A 16,415-nucleotide genomic window follows, 5' to 3' on the forward strand; every position below is an offset into this window, starting at 1 on the left:
GCAGCCGAATGAGCTGCACAATTAAATCATAACAATTTAGAATCAGGATAAATTTATCATGGGTAAAAAGAAACATTCCAAAAATCCCGGCGTAATTAAGGCGTATGAAGTACTAAAAATTTTGCGCTCCAGTGCCACGCCTCTTTCAGGCGGCGAAATTCAGAAAAGACTTGGCTTAACCAAACGCCATCGCAAGTTTGTAAAAGAATTACTGGTTGAACTGGTAAGTGAAGGAAAAATAGTTAAGGCCGGAAGCGCGTACGGCCTTCTCGAAAAGCTGAATATGATTACCGGTAAGCTTCAAGTTCAGAGATCAGGTGCGGCGTTTGTTCTGCCTGACGATAAAGGGCGTAAAGATATTTTCATTCGTCCACGGTCAATGAATGAAGCATGGCACGGCGACAGGGTTTCCGTTGCACTTTTGGGTAACAGCAGTAACGGCAAAAATCCTGAAGGGCGCATTCTCAGTGTGCTTGAAAGAGGAAAGCAGGTCTTTCCTGTGAGAGTTATCCGGCCTACAGGTGCAACTGCTTTGCTTTGTACTCCCACAGAACCGAAACTGGATTTCGGAATTGTCGTTGAACCTAGTGAGGCCGTACAAATTCCTTCTTCAGCTGGTGGAAAGTTAAAAAAATCAGACTTTAAAAAAGCTAATGTTGACTCCTCCGTATCTGGATCAACTGAAGTTGCTTTTGATTATTCAAAGGTTTCCAGCGGGGATATATTATTAGTTGCTCCCGGTGATCGAATTAATCCTAACTTGTGGAAAGGTAAAATTCTTAAGTATCTTGGACGGGAAGATGACGTCCTTGTGCAGGAAGCTATAGTTAAGGCTAATAACGGAGTTCCTACGGAATTCCCTGAAAATGCGCTTGAGGAAGCGGCCGCTTTACCTGACCGTCCAAGCGAAGATGATTTCAAATCTCGCGAAGATATGCGCGAAATTCAGTTTGTTACCATCGATGGTGAGACTGCAAAAGATTTTGATGATGCAATCCATGTTGAAACAACTCCGAAAGGATACAGATTAAGAGTCGCCATTGCGGACGTAAGTCATTATGTTGCAATGAATTCTCCTATGGATCGTGAAGCCGGAAAACGTGGGAATTCATATTATTTCCCCAAATCTGTTGAACCGATGTTCCCCGAAGCTCTCAGTAACGGGCTTTGCAGTCTTAATCCTGACGTTGAACGGCTTGCTATGAACGCAACCATTGAGTTTAATAAATCCGGTGAGCCTTTATCATCTAAGTTTGCTCCGGTGGTCATCCGCAGCCATGCCCGCTTGACCTATAATCAGGTTTACAAAGCAATTATTCAGGGTGATGCAGAAGAGCGTGCAAAGATTAAGGACGTTGTTCCTATGCTTGAAATTGCGGAAAAACTGGCCCGTCAAATCAATGCTCGGAGAGAAGATCGGGGCAGTCTGAATTTTGATCTGCCGGAGCCGGAAATTATGTTCAATTTGCAGGGAGAAACTACAGATATCTGCCCTAGAATCCGCAATTTTGCACATCAGATGATTGAAGAGTTTATGATAGCAGCCAACGAGGCTGTAGCTGAATTTTTGACTGCGCGTGAAATGCCTTGCCTCTACCGAGTGCATCCCGGTCCAGATTCGATGAAGCTCACTAATTTCTTTAAGGTACTTAAGAAAATGGGTATTGCCGGTGAAGTTCCTGATCCTGTCACCCCGCAATCATTGCAGCAGGTTCTTAACAGTGCTGAAGGAGCAGATCAGGAATTTCTTGTCAACAGGATGCTGATCAGGTCTATGAAACAGGCTAAGTATGAACCTGAAAATGAAGGTCATTTCGGACTGGCCTCAGAGTGTTACTGCCATTTTACTTCACCTATCAGACGCTACGCCGACCTTACTGTCCATAGAGCTCTAAAGGTTGCGCTCGGTGATGAACATCAGGCCATGCATGCAGAAAAGCAGCTTGTCGGACTCGGTGGTCATCTAAGCGGTCGCGAGCGTGTTGCAATGGAAGCTGAACGTGAAATACTCAAACGGCTGACTATTATATTCCTTAAAGATAAAGTAGGTGAGCAGTTTACCGGAATTATTTCCTCAATGGCGGAATTTGGATTCTGGGTAGAATTTCAGGAAGTTATGGCTGAAGGTATGATCAGGTTGGCTAACTTGACTGATGATTATTATACTTTCTGGGCTGATCGTCAGATGATTGTCGGTGAACGTACCGGTAAAGCCTTTAGGCTGGGACAGAAGATTGTGGTTAAACTTGACTCGGTAAGCCTTGATATGCTTGAAGCCAACTTGTCTGTAGTTGATGGCGGGGAAGATTTTAAGAAATATGTTTAGCGAGCATTAGTTTTATCTAACCATCTGGCTATGCGGCAGAAAATTGATAGCGGGCAGACTTTTTCATCTATTTCGCAGCTGAATACATCTTCAGCTTCGGATATAATGTTTAAGCTTTCGTATACCTTAACAAGAGATTCTTGAGTATAATCGCCGAGTACGTCTTTGATCATGCTCACTAATTCCGGCGGAGCATCTTCGGATAGAGTCAGGGCAATTCCTGAATCTCCGAAGTCAAAGTCGAAACAGCTTGCGTATTCTGCTGCAAGCTCTTGCAAGTCATTCTCATCTGTCATGAAATAAGCTCCAAATAAGTGTCTTTTTAATAGAAAAATACTTTACTACAAGCCAAGATATTTGAAAAGAGCTCTATTGTTATAAAATGGTTGCGATATTGCCTCGCCTAAGTTAACTATAAGTGAACTTGTATGTTAAACTTTGATTGATTTGAGGGCGTAATGCAAACGAAAGATTTTGATTCCTTTTTTAAAAGGCTATGCGAGCAGACAGATATTTCAACTCAGGCCCAGTTAGCTCGTGAACTTGGTGTCGGGCGTGCGGCTATTTCATTAGTTAAAAAGAAAGGGGCTGTTCCTCCGCGTTGGATTCTGGATTTATCAGTTCGCTACGACATCGATTCAACATGGCTTGAGTCCGGTCTCGGACTGCCTCATCCAGAAGAAAGCGCAGAAGCTTTTGCTGATGATTTTACACGAATTCCCAAAGTTGCGGCTAGGCTGTCAGCTGGCGGTGGGTCGTTTGAAACTGGTGGAACTATAGAAAGTTATTACGCTTTTCAAAAAAGCTGGATAAGTTCTAAAGGGAATCCGGCAAATATGGTTTTGATGGAAGTCTACGGGAACAGCATGGAACCTGAGCTTAAAGCAGGGGATATCGTACTGGTTGATCAGTCCAAAGACAGTATTCTGGCCGGCGGGATTTACGCAATCGGCGTTGAAGATACCGTCATGGTCAAGCGTGTTGAAAAACGTCCCGGACAAGTGGTTCTTCACAGTGACAACACAGATTATTCGCCAATTTTTCTTGGCGGAGATGAGCTTGCCAACGTGAGAGTTCTTGGTCAGGTCGTATGGGTTTCCCGTGAGTATCATTAGATAAACATAATTTTTGGATATTTGTTTAGGCGAGATTGCACAACATTAGAGTTGTAATCTCGCCTTTTTTTTAGGTATTTTTTAAGAGTAGTTTATTTTTTTAACCATAATGTTTATTTTTAATTGACATAGGTGTTGTGTTATGATTGATTTAAGTTGTCACATGTCAAGAGGTTTGGCGGGAAGGTGATTCCTTCCATTTAAAAAGATCAAGGTCAGGAGAACTGTCATGCAGGAAAGATATTGCAAGTGCGGAAATCAGGTTATCGTCCAGTATTCCAATAAAAGATCGGATGATTGGTTTACGCGGTTCTGGATAATGGGAGCGACTTTCGGCAAGACCGTAAGAGTTTGCCCGCACTGTGGCAGTCCCCTGAATATTGACAGCTTAAAATAATATTTTCTTTATAAAATCAGAATCTGTTGAATTGTAAAATTCAGATATGATTTTATCAGTCTTCAACTGATTAGGTTTTAGGACAGTTTCATTAACATTAATGTTGATGGGCAGTTAAGGTCTAATCTTAAAAGTAAATAATTTTTAAAAATTTCGGTAAATGTCTCCCCTGTCGTTTGCCGGGAAAGTGACTTCTCATTACACACTTCTTTACACATCTGTTTTACTGTCTTTCTGATTAATATGCCGTCGTATTGGCGGCATATTAATTGGCCCGCAGGCTGATGATGTTTCGCGCTTTGATATCAGTCATAAAAAATCAATCCCTTTCCTTTTCAATTTACCGAATGTATAAGCAGATCGCTGGCAATTATCAGCGTGGAGGAAGTATGGGCGAGTGGATAGTTGATTTTAAGGGTCGTAATCATTCAACTGCAATTAATCTTAATTTTTTGTGGAAAGAGCAGAATGTTTTTATAATGGATAACCATCGGGCTGCGCTTTGGTGTTGGATTCCAAGTTTAAAGCAAAACTCTGATGTAGGATTATTTCACGTTGATAGGCACTATGACGCTTTATTCTCTGATAAAGACTACTCTCATTTCCCTCATAAGGAGTTCAGTTCGCTATCCATCGAAGAATATCTTTCTTGCGGATATGATAATGACTATTTTTCGGTAACTCCGCTATTCAGGTGGGATAATTACCTTGGATTGTTTATTGAAAAGTATCGTAAACAAGTTAAAGAATGGGCTTTTGCAACACATGGCAAAGGTTCAGCACCAAAAGATATCCGTTACGCAGCATATGAACCATGGGAGTTTCCTGCTGCTCTTGTTGAATTAAAAGGAAAATGGATTTTTAATCTTGATCTTGATTATTTCTTCAGCAGAATGAGCAGCGGGCAGATGGAAAAACTGTTTACCGACATGTATATTATTAATTTTGTAAAGGGGATACGTACCTGCCTTGATTCAGGTGTAATTGTTTCACTGACGGTGAGCCTAAGCCCTGAATGCACAGGCGGATGGCAAGGAGCCGAGTCCGTTCTCCAGTTGGTAACTGAGGGACTCGGAATTGATTTTAATTTGCCTGCTTAGTCTTTATTCCAAACTTTAAACTTATGGTTAGCGAAAAATTCATTGTAAAGTTTTTCAGCTTTTTCTTTGAATTTTTTATCATGCATAACCAAAACACTTAGAGCTTCATATTTAAAGTAAGCGACAACGTCTTCCCAGTCTATTTCGTCTCCGCTTTCTTTGCGTCTGAATCCTTCAAGCCCCGGTTCGACTAATTTTTGTTTCATGGGGTCATCGACACCTGCGTCTTTGAAAAATTCGCAGATTTCCGCTTTTACATTTTCAGGCCAATTGGTCTCACCAAGTGGGATAAGGTCTTGAAATTTATTATCCTGTCCTTTTTTTAATATATACATCAGTTAAGCTCCGATTTTGAAATAACGATTAGGCGTGTATTTCAGTATCTCCTAAAAAATAATAATTCACAAGAAGTTAGAGTCGGTTATAGTGTTTTTATAAATCTCGGTAACTATTTAATTCGTTTAAATCTACCTATTATATGTCCTGTGGCAGGCATTGTTTTTTCGTCATCAAATTCTGTTTTTAAGAATGTAAGAGCTGATAAATCCGGGCTGAATACTAATGTCCGTATCTGAGAATTGCCACCGTCTTCTTCATAATTAATAATGTCTGTAATATAAATTGTATTATCTGATATGGTCACAGTTCTAAGTATTTTCATTCCATCCAGTACCCACGCGTATTCCTTATAGAAGTCTTCGGCCGGTATGACGTAGTAGTTATAGTGGCTTTTGCTTATGTTTTTAATGTCAGTATCGATTGTCATCTCGGCTGTAGTCGTAACCATTTTTTTTGTATAGTGAACGGTAACAGTTCCTTGAAATACTCCTGCAAAACGTGAGTTGTTGATTTTTTTAGCAGTGTTAGCAGCAGGCTGCTCCGGTGCTGTATCAGACAGCCTAAAATTGAATTCAGGTCTTTTAAGATCATTAAGCGCAGAACTGTCTTTACCGGAAGTCGTTGAAACCGACAGTGCTATTATTGTCAGTGTCAGAAGTATTATTTTTTGCATGGGTAGAGACCTGCTCGTTTTGCTGGTATGATGTTTCCGATTAATATATATACATAAAAAATGGATTTTGAAAGGAGCGTAGCATGAATAACCTTGTCAGGAAAATGTTTCCTTTGGTGTTAATTTTATCTGCTTTTGTTTATGTGCAAGATTTATCAGCAGACATGAAAATTACTTTGAAAGATGGAAAGGTTCTAACCGTTCCTGTTTCTCGTGAGAATGTCGAATCTATTGAATACAGTAAGCCTGTTGATCCTGATGAGGTAACTCTTTCCGGTAACAATAAAACGCAGGTCGTTTACCGTGAAGATTCTATCAGAATCGAGAGTGCAAAGTATGGAAATGTCAGCTTTGAACTTGGAAATGAACTGGGATACAAGCAATATTTTTGTGATGCAAAAGAGGCATTAACCGAAATGTGCGAAGGTGCTGATGGATGTAAAATTATTGTAGGAAGTCAGATTTGCGGAGATCCATATCCGGGAAAAGGCAAATATTTATATGTGGAATATTCATGCGGAGACAAACTGAAAAGGGCTAAAAATACTCAGACTGAAATTATGAAACTGAAGTGTCCTTAAAGGGGGAAAATCCCCTTCGTCGGGCTCGTTTTTTGCATTGAAATACGGATGAGAAAATTAATCCCTATTGGAGATTGTCGATGCAGAAGATTCTGGCTTTGGTTTTAGTTATTATAAGCGGCGTTATGCTGTTTCAGTCTGGTATGGAAGTTTATTACTCCATGAATTCAAAAAAAATTGAAGAACCGCAGGTCGTTAAACTTGATAGGATTGAAGGTCAATATTGCCCATTGTATTTCCCTAAGGAATAAAAAAAATCGTAATTTATGTTGTGATTTTTAATTCAATGCAGGAATTTTGTTTTCTATTATAAAAGCGTTGAAATCAGCTAAGAAATCTAGCTTGTTCCGTGTTATCAGCAAATGTAGATTATACTCGTAAAGAGGGTTTTCAATAAGTCTGAAAGCATCTTTCGAGTACTTGGACCTACTTATCAGTGCTGGTAAGGTCTTTTTATTACAGATTGCTCCATCAACTCTTCCCGCCATTAGCAGTTTAAAGAATTGCGATGTGCGGTATACAGCCTGCTTATGTATTATCCCTTTAGAAAAATATTCATCTAATGGGCCATAACTATTGCCATGCAGCACTGCTATTTTTTTGCCACTGAGTTTTTCAATATTTGATTCCGTAATATCTGAATTTACCCTTACTAATAAATGATCACTTAATTTCCATAAAGGAACAGAGTGAACAAATTTACTTTGTATTTCTTTGGATAAAAACATCGGATCGGATAATGCGAAGCAGTCTGCTTTTTCTTCAGTTAATACTTTGTTAATTCGTTCTCTTGGAAGACATTTGTATTCAATTTCATATTGTGGATGGCTCTTTGCAAACTTTTCTAATATATCTATGAAAAGCCCTTTAAACTGAGGATGAATTTCGCTTTTGTTGATAATTGAGTAGAATGGCGGAAACCGATGACCAAACAGAATGGTAATTTTTTCTTTATGAATTTCTTGGGCAGAAAGACATCCTATGTAACTCACCGATAATATTGCTGTAAATAAAATAACTTTATTAATTAGTCTGAACATTTTTATACTAAATGTGGGCATATGACCTAATTTATAATACAGGTTAAGGGGTTGTAATGAAGATCTTTTATACTTTTCTAAAACCTTTTGTAATTATTTTAATCATTCTATTGTGCGCTGTAATTTTATGGTTTCTCTACAGATGGATTAGTGATCCTGAGTATAAAATCAGTAATGTTCAAGATGGTGTTGTGCTGAATTTAAATGAAAGCGCAGGAAGTGTAGATTTAAAAAATAAGTCGCTCACAGTTATAAGCTACAATCTAGGTTTTGCCGCAGGATCTATGCAGAACACATTGGCTGATGAGCATCCTTTATCTTTTTATTCACAAAATCTTGATAACTTTATCAGCTTGGTTAAAGAGAAAAATGCGGACATTCTATTGTTGCAAGAAGTCGATCTAAATTCAAAACGATCTGGCTATGTCAATCAGCTTGAATACATAATGAATCGACTTGGTTGGAATTATGCCGCTCCAGTCATAGATTGGAATTTTTATTTTCCGCTTCGGAAAGAACATCAAATTGTTAAATCTACAGTTGTTATTTCTAAATTTCCTATAATTTCTAACAAATATACTCTTACTTCTTGCAAACCTAATTTTGAAAATAAGTTGGTAGATATCTTTTATTATCCATTACTGTGGAAGTCTACGATGCAGCAAGTTAAAGTGCTTGCCGGGAACCGTACAATCTCATTCTATAATGTTCACCTCTGTGTGTGGAACAGGACTGCAAGACTTGAACAGATTAGATATTTATCTAAATGGATAAAAAATTCCGATAATTCTGATAGTTTCATCATTGGAGGTGATTTCAATTTTCAGGCATACATAAGAGGTACACCTGTTCCTTCAGATGATATGCTTAAGCCTCCTGTACTTAGAGCACTATGGGATGATTTACATGAAATGAGAGAATCAATTATTGATAAATCGTCAAGTACAGAAGATATTCATAAGCATTTTACATTTCCAGAAAGAAAGCATCGTTACGATTTTCTGTTTTATTCAAAAGAGTTTAATATAGAAGATGTCGAAATTGTGCATGATTTGCAGTCTTCTGATCATCTTCCACTTGTAGGAGTTTTTAAAATACTGCAAAAATAGCTGTCTGGAATTTAATTATTGATTGAATAATTTATTGCGCTACATGTTTGTCTTTTTAATGTCCTGAAAAATGCTACACTGTATACGCAATATGGCATCGGGTGAAGGTGATTTCCACTCAATTCTGGAATGTGGAGCGGACATGGGGAAACTATTTGTTTTTTATCTAACGGTATGTGGTTTTTTGCTTTGTATGAGTTTTTCTCCCTTTATTGCCCTTGCGGCAAGCGAGCAGCCAAAGACTATCTTCATTGTCAGCAGTTATGACAGCGATGATCTTTGCGGCTTTCCGCAGTATCATGGCGTGCTTGAAGCCGTCGCCAAGGCTGGATTCAAAGACGGTGAAAATATAATAATTCATACTTATGCCATGGATTCAAAAAAAACTAATAATACTCCTTCCTTGATTAAATCGCAGGGTGAAATTGTTTTAGCTAAAATCAAAGATGTCCATCCTGATGTAGTAGTTGTTGTGGATGACAATGCTTTTGGCGCAGTTGCTCTTAAGCTTGTAGATTCTGATGTTCAAATAGTTTTTTCCGGCCTAAACGGACAGCCTGAAGATTATAATGATACCATAAAGTGGATGGATTCAAGGCAAAAGCCGGGACATAATATAACAGGCGTTATCGAAAAACTCCATTTTGTCGAAGCTTTTAAAGTTCAGAAAAAAATAATGCCGGGGTTGACTAAAGCTGTTATTATTTCAGATGATTCTTTTACAGGTAAGGCAGTGATAAAGCAGATTCATCGCGAATTGTCTGAAGAGTCTGTTGATATTGCTTTTGAATTTAAGGTCTCATCGTCATGGGAGAGTTATAAGAAACTTATTTTGAAAATTTCTTCTGACCCAAGTGTTGGAACAATATATCCTGCAGCTACTCTATTAAAAGATAAGAACGGTGTTACACATGATACTGCCGAAATTATCAGGTGGACTGTTAAAAATAGCCGTAAGCCGGAAATTCCGATAAATTATTCCTTTGCGCAGCTTGGTATGCTTGGCGGGGCAGGAGTGGACTTTATTTCAATGGGGCGGCAGGCAGGGACTCTTGTCGCTTTAATTTTAAACGGACATAAAGCCGGGGATCTTCCAATCGAAGATGCTAAGCGTTATGCCTTTGTTTTTAACCTCAGCAGAGCTAAAGAGTTGGGGATAAATATTCCCAGTGATATTTTAATGGCTTCAGATGCCATTTACAGGTAATTAATTGTTTAACTTGGTTAACAATATAGAAGGTAGAAATTGTTACAGATTGTCTACTCTAATGGTTGCATCTATTTGCGGTATTGCTCTTATTTCAGCTCTTTCGTTTGGCGGTGTGCTTTCTTACAGTTATATTAAGAGCTTAAGGGTAGAGTTTTATGACCGTGTCAGTGCTGAGGGGGAAGGGCATAGTATAGAGGTTTACAGCTTTTTGAATAGGGCTATGGCCCGTCTCAGCGAACTCGGCAGAGATAATTCAATCAGGGTTACCATGATGCTCGGGGTTGACTATCCCCTTGCCGAAAAGCTGACCGAATATGATCAGGTTCCGCCTGGCGTGGATTATTTTATTCTGCGTAAAGGTGATGATAAAATATTTTCTTCCACATCACAAAAGTATGATGAAAAAATTGTCAGAGAAGCCCTTAATCATTCTCCTTCTCGCAGTATTTTATGCCGTTCTTCGAGTGGTAAGTTCATTACCGTCTTTTCCGTTCCCATTCGCAGCAGATCTCAAATTGTAGGTAGTGCTGCCTGCGTTGTGGATCTTTCCAGATCAGGTATTGATTCTGCTCTTCAATCAAGCGGCGGCGGAAAACTCTTTTTATTTACTTCCGGCAAAGCTTTTGATTTGATGTCAGGTAAAGAGCAAGAATTAAAAATGGGCAATATTATTTCAGACAAAATGCTGCTTGTCCGCCTTGACCGCAATCTTGGAGGGGTGCTTTACCGTAGTGCTCTCGTGCCGGGACTTTCTTATTTTACATCTGATACTAGGCTTAACAGATCCATAACAAGAGCTTTTTTGCTTTCTCTGCCTCTTTTAGCCATCGTGACATTTCTTTGTCTTCTTATTGTTTTAATTCTCAGTAATAAGCTGGGTAAACCTCTGCGTGTCATCAGTGATGCTGCTGAGGATATTTCAAAAGGGTTGGATTTAGATATTCAGGCCAAGGGTAGCTGCATTTATGAAATCAATGCTCTTGAGAAATCCTTATCTTCAATGCTCGAAAGTTTACGGAAAACCAAAGATCTGGAAGAGTATCAGTTCTTTTTTGATAACGTCGGAGACCTTGTCTGCATTACTGATCTAGACGGTCTTTTTTGGGAAACAAATTGCCAAGTTGTTACACTGCTGGGATACTCGCGCGAAGAATTATTAGGGAAAACTTTTTTTGAGCTTATTCCTGCTCATGAGCGATCAGCTTTGCGGACTGTTCTGCATGATATCCTCAGTGGCGGATTAATTGACAGTTTTGAGTGTCCTATGGTGACTAAAGCCGGACTTACTATCCATTGTGAAGTCCGCTCGCGGAAAATTGTATATCGCGGAGCAGACGTTCTTCTCAGCGTAGTGCGTGATGTTACTGACCGAAAGTTAGATGAAGAAGAATTGCAACGATATGCTGCAGAATTACTCGGGGCAAAAGAAGTTGAAGAACGTAATTCGGCGCATCTTTCTGAAACATTGAAGCAGCTTGAAGAAGCTATTGCACGTGTGGAAGTTGCTAATCAGACAAAAAGTGAATTTCTTGCGCAGATGAGTCATGAAATCCGTACTCCTATGAACTCAATTCTAGGCATGGCAGATATGCTCAGAGACACGGCTCTTTCTTCTGAACAGAAAAGTTATGTCACGATTTTCCGTGATTCCGGCAAAGCTCTTTTGGCGCTGATAGACGGCATTCTTGACTTGTCAAAGATAGAGTCCGGTAAATTGACTTTAGAAAAAGCTCCGTTCAATTTAGATACGCTGGTTGATGAAGTTTCCGGAATTATGTCTGTTACTGCGTGGAAAAAGGACCTTATACTCGCTTGTCACATTGATCCTGACACCCCTGCGATTTTGATTGGTGATTCTACCAGGATCAAACAGATTATAGTTAATCTTTTAGGCAATGCGATTAAGTTTACCACTGAAGGAACTGTATGTCTGGATATATCAAGCCGTGCTGAGAGTGATGGTATCATTGTTCTGTCTATCAAGGTTGCTGATACCGGTATTGGAATAGCAGAAGATAAAGCTGAAGTTATTTTTGAGAATTTTACACAGGCCGATTCTTCTACAACCCGTAAATACGGTGGGACCGGACTTGGCCTTGCGATTACTAAGAATCTTGTAACACTTATGAATGGTAATATTAAAGCTCAAAATATTGAGTCCGGCGGGGCCCTTTTCACAGCTGAAATTACTGTTGAAAAAGCTGAAGAAGATAATCCGCTTGATAGCAGAATCAGAAAAGTAATGCAGGGACGAAATGTTCTGGTGGTTGATAAAATTTTTGTTGTTCGTAATTATATTTGTAAATGTTTATCTAGTTGGGGTGGAAATTGTATTCATGTTGAAAACAGTTTTTTAGCTTTAGATTCGATTAAAGCCAGCGAGAAAATAGATCTTGTAATTATTTCTGAAAAGCTTGGTGATGAAGATGGACTCGGTGAAGTCGAAGCCATTAAGGAAGGGTTGAAATTACCGTCTCCGGCAGTTTGTTTACTTTCATCTTCCCCTGGAGACAGCAGTAATAGGCCTGAAATAAATAAACTTTTCGGTGTACGCGGCAGTGCCCGCTGGCCTCTTACCCGCGGAGTTCTGCTGAATGCTATGCTTAATCTTTTTGAACCTGTCGATCCGGAATTTGCAGATTCAGCGGTAGAAAAAGAACTCCTGCCGACGAGGATATTGCTTGCTGAAGATTCGGAAGCAAATAGGACTCTGATCGAATTTTTCCTTAAAGATACTCCGTTCAGGATTACTTGCGCAGAGGATGGTGCAGAAGCCGTTGCAATGTATAAAAAGCATAATTACGATTTGGTTTTGATGGATATTCAGATGCCTAATCTTAATGGATATGAAGCAACTAGAGAAATACGGGCTTATGAAAAAATGAACGGGTATCCTGAAACTCCTGTAGTTGCTTTGACTGCAAATGAGTCAGCGCATGATTCTCAGCTCAGCCTTGACGCCGGATGCAGCGGGCATCTGTCCAAGCCGATTAAGAAGATCACACTTGTTAAAAATATCTTAAAATTTACTTCTTAGGTGTTCCCGCAAGAAAATGAATAAACCCCGCATTTTAAAAAAAGCGGGGTTTAACTTTAAATGAGGCTTAAATTTATAAAGGATTATTCTTTTTATTCATCTCCAGCCATGTTCCCAAAGCTTCCTGCAAAGCTGATGATGCAAGGTGAGCGCAGTGTTTCTTGTCTTCCGGGACTTTGCCTAGAGTTCTGATAATGTCTTCGCCGTCAATTTCAGACGCTTCATCAATTGTTTTTCCAGATGACAACTCACAAACCGCGTCCGCGCTTACGATGCTGGCTCCGCAACCTGTTGTATAAAATGATGCTTTACATATTCTGTTGCCATCAAATTTAAGAAATATTTTTATACTGTCATTGCAACTTCCTGTCATTTCTCCAACGGAATCAGGATGTTCCATGATTGCTGCGAATGAAGGGCTTTTCCATCTGGCAGTGGTCTCCGCGCCGAACATATCTACAGCGGCATTGTCACATTCATGCTGTATATCTGAAAGTAAACTGTCTAAAGGATCAATCATTTTGTTCTCCGTGTTTGCTTGCTTGTTAGCAAAAAAAAACAGTAATATCCATTATCGGGACTGGGCTAAATTTGCGTTCTTTCGCTTATGAATTCTATTTGATAATATCAGCAGCAGTCTTAGTGTGTGAAGGCGAAATGGAAACAGTGTATCAGTTATCTGCCTAAGAAAACTATCGAAATTTATTTTATATTTTAAACTGAATATTTCTTACCGGGTGTATAAATAGATGGAATTAAGACAGTTAAAATATTTTGTAGCAGTTGCTGAAGAGCTCCACTTCGGGCGGGCTGCCAAGCGTGCTCACATTGCGCAACCGCCTTTTTCTCAGCAGATTAAATCACTTGAAGAAGAAGTCGGCGCAAAGCTTCTTGAAAGGAACAGCCGTAACGTTCGGTTAACCGTAGAAGGTCAATATTTTTATGAGCAGGCTGTTTTAATTTTAGAGCGTGTAGATCTGGCCGCCTCAACTGTCGGGAGAATGGCTAAAGGTGAAACCGGAAGAGTTAAAGTCGGTTTTATGGAGATTGCCATGGATAGTCTGGTTCCAGAAGCTATCAGAGCTTTCCGCAACAAATACTCGGGGGTATCGGTCCTTATAAGCCAGCTTGGGGCCACGGTTCAGCTCAAACGTATACGCTCAGGAGATCTTGATGTGGGTTTTTCTACAGTGTTTATGCGCGGTATGGAAGGGCTTGAGTCATTAAGATTGTTTTCTAAAAAGCATGTACTTGCCGTTCCTGATGATCATTTTTTTACGCATAAGAAGAAGCTGACTCTTAAGGATATTGCGAAGGAGAAGCTGATAATGTTTCCGCGTACAGGTCAGCCTGATTTATATGATTCTATGATGGAAGCCTTCAGTAAAAGAGGATTAGTGCCGATAATAAGTCAGGAGGTTGCCGGTCTTTCCGGGGCTGCTGCATTGATTTCTTCAGGAATGGGAGTAGCGTTTTTACCGGATAACAGCCATGTCTCACGTAAAGGGATCACTCTGATCCCGTTAGAGGAAGATTTTCCTCTTATGGATATTTATATGGTATGGAATAAGGATTCCTGTTCTAATACAGCTAAGATATTTATGGAAAGCGTTGCGGGATATTTTGCGGTATCTAGCGACATTTAATGTATTAAACTAATAAACTAAGGGTACGGGTTGCGCTAAAGGTCAAATAATGACTGATATTCTTAACGGCTATGAAGTCTCGTGGGCTGAATCCATTTTGCGGGTTGATAAAGAAGAATGGAATAAGCTTGCGAGTCAGATAAATTTCCCATTTCTGGAGTGGGACTGGCTGCGTCTTCTTGAAGAAAGTGGATGTGTTTGCCTTGCTACTGGCTGGCTTACTGCTCATATGCTTGTACGCTACGAAGGGCGGCTGGTTGCGGCGGTTCCTTTATATGTCCGTGATCAAAGTGACGGAGAGTTTATTTTTGACCGAGTCTGGTTTGAAGTTGCTCAGAAAGGCGGCATAACTTATTATCCTAAATTAGTGGGGATGAGCCCTTATACACCGGCTTCAGGATATCGTTTTTTGATCGCGCCTGATGTTAATGCCGGAAATGTTGTGCGTCTTGTCTGTCAGACTCTGGATAGATTTTGCGCGGTTAATAACCTTGGGAGCAGTGCGTTTAATTTTGTTGATCCCGCCTGGACAGCAGAAATGGAAACTTACGGTTATGCAACATGGCAGCATCAGGGATATATCTGGGAAAATCATGATTATAAAGATTTCGAGCAATGGATAGGGACACTTAACGGGAACCGTAGAAAAACTATCCGGCGCGAACGTAAGACGTTGAAAGCAGAAAAAGTAAGGGTTGAAATTTTAGTGGGTGATGAGATACCTGAAGAATACTTTCCTTTGATGTATAAATGCTACGTGTCAACTAATGATAAATTCGGGGTCTGGAGTTGTAAGTATCTTAATGAAACTTTTTTTAATGGATTAAGTAAATCGATGCGTAAGAATTTACTTTTTTCCGTTGCTTTTAAAGAAGGTCACGAAGAGCCTATTGCCATGTCGATGTTTGTTTTTTCGGGTGATCAGCTTTGGGGAAGATATTGGGGATGCTTCGAAGAGGTCCGTTTTTTACATTTTGAACTTTGCTACTATGCCCCGATAGAGTGGGCTATAGCCCATAATCTCAATTTTTATGATCCTGGAATGGGCGGTGAACACAAAGCCCGCCGTGGATTTTTTTCGTCTCCATGTTATAGTCTGCATAGATTTAGTGATTCTTCTATGGACCTAACTTTTAAGACTTATATTCTTGAAGTTAATACCCTTGAGAATGGCTATATAAATGAGATGAATGATATGATGCCGATCGTTAAAAGTTAATTTCCAAGCAGGAAATCCCGCACTTTCTGATTGGTTTTTGTAACTTTGTCGTACCCTTCAAAGTGGTGGTCTGTTTCAAACGAAACAACTTCAACTTTCAATTTTGCAAGTATTTTTTTCATTTCTGTTTGATCAAGCACTTCATCCTGCTCGCCTAGAAGAGCCAGCACTTTACCTTTCGCAATGAAGCCGTCGTGAATAGCTTTTTCTATTTCTTTTTCAACTTCAGCAAACTTTTCAACATGCTGGGCTGTGATCAGAATCGTTTTCCCATTCCCGAAGTCGTACACTTCGCCTAGACGTTTTTGCACAAGGGATGCAGGGTTAAGGGCTGGATTGATAAGCAAAGCCGGTATGTTGTGGCGAATATGCATAACCAGGGCATAAAGTCCGCCCATCGAAGAGCCTTGCATTACCAGCGGGAAGTCGGAATTTTCTGTGATTATTTTTTCAAGGAGATCAAGACATTCTTCCGGATCTACCGGAAAATCAGGGCTGATAAGCTTGTGGTCTGGAAAAGATCCTGCAAGAGCAGCTGCCTTTGAGTTTTCCCCGGATGATCCGAAGCCGTGGATGTTCAAAAAAATATTTTTCATTGTATTGCTATCAGAAGTATATGTGTA

17 protein-coding genes are annotated in these 16,415 nt (G+C 39.8%); 10 read left to right on the forward strand and 7 right to left on the reverse strand.

Annotated features, from left to right (window positions below; genetic code table 11):
- The first annotated feature begins 58 nt into the window (after positions 1–58).
- On the forward strand, positions 59–2,326 hold the full coding sequence (gene rnr / locus B9N78_RS09880; protein ID WP_085101749.1) for a ribonuclease R: 2,268 nt from the start codon (positions 59–61) through the stop codon (positions 2,324–2,326).
- On the opposite strand, the gene B9N78_RS09885 is transcribed toward rnr, so the two are convergent.
- A complete protein-coding gene (locus tag B9N78_RS09885; RefSeq protein WP_085101751.1) occupies positions 2,323–2,622 on the reverse strand; it encodes a hypothetical protein in 300 nt (99 codons plus the stop codon). The genes rnr and B9N78_RS09885 overlap by 4 nt on opposite strands.
- Positions 2,623–2,784: 162 nt before the next feature.
- Here B9N78_RS09885 and B9N78_RS09890 point away from each other — a divergent pair, with 162 nt between their 5' ends.
- Positions 2,785–3,441, forward strand: a complete 657-nt coding sequence (locus B9N78_RS09890) for a LexA family transcriptional regulator (protein WP_085101753.1) — start codon at positions 2,785–2,787, stop codon at positions 3,439–3,441.
- Positions 3,442–3,607: 166 nt separating this feature from the next.
- Here B9N78_RS09890 and B9N78_RS18150 read toward each other — a convergent pair whose 3' ends face one another.
- Positions 3,608–3,802 (reverse strand): hypothetical protein, encoded by a 195-nt coding sequence (locus B9N78_RS18150; protein WP_170921407.1) that lies wholly within the window; start codon positions 3,800–3,802, stop codon positions 3,608–3,610.
- A 425-nt stretch (positions 3,803–4,227) separates the two neighbouring features.
- Here B9N78_RS18150 and B9N78_RS09895 point away from each other — a divergent pair, with 425 nt between their 5' ends.
- Positions 4,228–4,938 carry a peptide arginase family protein gene (locus B9N78_RS09895; RefSeq protein ID WP_085102354.1) on the forward strand — a complete coding sequence of 237 codons (711 nt, stop codon included), beginning with the start codon at positions 4,228–4,230 and terminating at the stop codon, positions 4,936–4,938.
- On the opposite strand, the gene B9N78_RS09900 is transcribed toward B9N78_RS09895, so the two are convergent.
- Together B9N78_RS09900 and B9N78_RS09905 are read right to left on the reverse strand one after the other, a co-directional pair.
- Positions 4,935–5,273 carry a hypothetical protein gene (locus B9N78_RS09900; RefSeq protein WP_085101755.1) on the reverse strand — a complete coding sequence of 113 codons (339 nt, stop codon included), beginning with the start codon at positions 5,271–5,273 and terminating at the stop codon, positions 4,935–4,937. The genes B9N78_RS09895 and B9N78_RS09900 overlap by 4 nt on opposite strands.
- A 113-nt stretch (positions 5,274–5,386) precedes the next feature.
- A complete protein-coding gene (locus B9N78_RS09905) occupies positions 5,387–5,950 on the reverse strand; it encodes a hypothetical protein (RefSeq protein WP_085101757.1) in 564 nt (187 codons plus the stop codon).
- An 83-nt stretch (positions 5,951–6,033) separates the two neighbouring features.
- Here B9N78_RS09905 and B9N78_RS09910 point away from each other — a divergent pair, with 83 nt between their 5' ends.
- Entirely contained in the window at positions 6,034–6,531 is a 498-nt protein-coding gene (locus tag B9N78_RS09910) for a hypothetical protein (RefSeq protein ID WP_085101759.1), read from the forward strand.
- An 80-nt stretch (positions 6,532–6,611) separates the two neighbouring features.
- On the forward strand, positions 6,612–6,782 hold the full coding sequence (locus B9N78_RS18155) for a hypothetical protein (protein WP_170921408.1): 171 nt from the start codon (positions 6,612–6,614) through the stop codon (positions 6,780–6,782).
- Positions 6,783–6,809: 27 nt separating this feature from the next.
- On the opposite strand, the gene B9N78_RS09915 is transcribed toward B9N78_RS18155, so the two are convergent.
- Complete coding sequence (locus B9N78_RS09915) at positions 6,810–7,592, reverse strand: substrate-binding periplasmic protein (RefSeq protein WP_085101761.1); 783 nt, start codon at positions 7,590–7,592, stop codon at positions 6,810–6,812.
- Between the two features lie 35 nt (positions 7,593–7,627).
- Here B9N78_RS09915 and B9N78_RS09920 point away from each other — a divergent pair, with 35 nt between their 5' ends.
- From B9N78_RS09920 to B9N78_RS09930, 3 genes are all read left to right on the forward strand, one after another.
- The gene (locus B9N78_RS09920) at positions 7,628–8,680 is read left to right on the forward strand and encodes an endonuclease/exonuclease/phosphatase family protein (RefSeq protein ID WP_085101763.1); all 1,053 of its coding nucleotides are present in this window, start codon (positions 7,628–7,630) and stop codon (positions 8,678–8,680) included.
- 142 nt (positions 8,681–8,822) lie between these two features.
- Positions 8,823–9,887, forward strand: coding sequence for an ABC transporter substrate-binding protein (locus B9N78_RS09925; protein ID WP_085101765.1), 1,065 nt, complete (start codon positions 8,823–8,825; stop codon positions 9,885–9,887).
- 61 nt (positions 9,888–9,948) lie between these two features.
- Positions 9,949–12,927, forward strand: coding sequence for a hybrid sensor histidine kinase/response regulator (locus tag B9N78_RS09930; RefSeq protein ID WP_085101766.1), 2,979 nt, complete (start codon positions 9,949–9,951; stop codon positions 12,925–12,927).
- A 73-nt stretch (positions 12,928–13,000) separates the two neighbouring features.
- Here B9N78_RS09930 and B9N78_RS09935 read toward each other — a convergent pair whose 3' ends face one another.
- The gene (locus B9N78_RS09935; protein ID WP_085101768.1) at positions 13,001–13,447 is read right to left on the reverse strand and encodes an iron-sulfur cluster assembly scaffold protein; all 447 of its coding nucleotides are present in this window, start codon (positions 13,445–13,447) and stop codon (positions 13,001–13,003) included.
- 229 nt (positions 13,448–13,676) lie between these two features.
- Between B9N78_RS09935 and B9N78_RS09940 the strand changes: the two genes are divergently transcribed.
- Positions 13,677–14,573, forward strand: coding sequence for a LysR family transcriptional regulator (locus B9N78_RS09940; protein ID WP_085101770.1), 897 nt, complete (start codon positions 13,677–13,679; stop codon positions 14,571–14,573).
- 49 nt (positions 14,574–14,622) lie between these two features.
- Entirely contained in the window at positions 14,623–15,792 is a 1,170-nt protein-coding gene (locus B9N78_RS09945; protein ID WP_085101772.1) for a GNAT family N-acetyltransferase, read from the forward strand.
- Here the strand turns inward: B9N78_RS09945 and B9N78_RS09950 are convergent.
- Positions 15,789–16,388, reverse strand: a complete 600-nt coding sequence (locus tag B9N78_RS09950; RefSeq protein WP_085101774.1) for a YqiA/YcfP family alpha/beta fold hydrolase — start codon at positions 16,386–16,388, stop codon at positions 15,789–15,791. The two genes, B9N78_RS09945 and B9N78_RS09950, sit on opposite strands and share 4 nt — an antisense overlap.
- Positions 16,389–16,415: the final 27 nt, after the last annotated feature.

Source organism: Desulfovibrio gilichinskyi (assembly GCF_900177375.1).
GTDB classification, from domain to species: domain Bacteria; phylum Desulfobacterota; class Desulfovibrionia; order Desulfovibrionales; family Desulfovibrionaceae; genus Maridesulfovibrio; species Maridesulfovibrio gilichinskyi.

Excerpts from the sequence above, each read along its gene's own strand:
- rnr (WP_085101749.1), top strand. The coding sequence starts at position 59 with ATGGGTAAAAAGAAACATTCCAAAAATCCCGGCGTAATTAAGGCGTAT.
- B9N78_RS09885 (WP_085101751.1), bottom strand. The coding sequence starts at position 2,622 with ATGACAGATGAGAATGACTTGCAAGAGCTTGCAGCAGAATACGCAAGC.
- B9N78_RS09890 (WP_085101753.1), top strand. The coding sequence starts at position 2,785 with ATGCAAACGAAAGATTTTGATTCCTTTTTTAAAAGGCTATGCGAGCAG.
- B9N78_RS09895 (WP_085102354.1), top strand. The coding sequence starts at position 4,228 with ATGGGCGAGTGGATAGTTGATTTTAAGGGTCGTAATCATTCAACTGCA.
- B9N78_RS09900 (WP_085101755.1), bottom strand. The coding sequence starts at position 5,273 with ATGTATATATTAAAAAAAGGACAGGATAATAAATTTCAAGACCTTATC.
- B9N78_RS09905 (WP_085101757.1), bottom strand. The coding sequence starts at position 5,950 with ATGCAAAAAATAATACTTCTGACACTGACAATAATAGCACTGTCGGTT.
- B9N78_RS09910 (WP_085101759.1), top strand. The coding sequence starts at position 6,034 with ATGAATAACCTTGTCAGGAAAATGTTTCCTTTGGTGTTAATTTTATCT.
- B9N78_RS18155 (WP_170921408.1), top strand. The coding sequence starts at position 6,612 with ATGCAGAAGATTCTGGCTTTGGTTTTAGTTATTATAAGCGGCGTTATG.
- B9N78_RS09915 (WP_085101761.1), bottom strand. The coding sequence starts at position 7,592 with ATGCCCACATTTAGTATAAAAATGTTCAGACTAATTAATAAAGTTATT.
- B9N78_RS09920 (WP_085101763.1), top strand. The coding sequence starts at position 7,628 with ATGAAGATCTTTTATACTTTTCTAAAACCTTTTGTAATTATTTTAATC.
- B9N78_RS09925 (WP_085101765.1), top strand. The coding sequence starts at position 8,823 with ATGGGGAAACTATTTGTTTTTTATCTAACGGTATGTGGTTTTTTGCTT.
- B9N78_RS09930 (WP_085101766.1), top strand. The coding sequence starts at position 9,949 with ATGGTTGCATCTATTTGCGGTATTGCTCTTATTTCAGCTCTTTCGTTT.
- B9N78_RS09935 (WP_085101768.1), bottom strand. The coding sequence starts at position 13,447 with ATGATTGATCCTTTAGACAGTTTACTTTCAGATATACAGCATGAATGT.
- B9N78_RS09940 (WP_085101770.1), top strand. The coding sequence starts at position 13,677 with ATGGAATTAAGACAGTTAAAATATTTTGTAGCAGTTGCTGAAGAGCTC.
- B9N78_RS09945 (WP_085101772.1), top strand. The coding sequence starts at position 14,623 with ATGACTGATATTCTTAACGGCTATGAAGTCTCGTGGGCTGAATCCATT.
- B9N78_RS09950 (WP_085101774.1), bottom strand. The coding sequence starts at position 16,388 with ATGAAAAATATTTTTTTGAACATCCACGGCTTCGGATCATCCGGGGAA.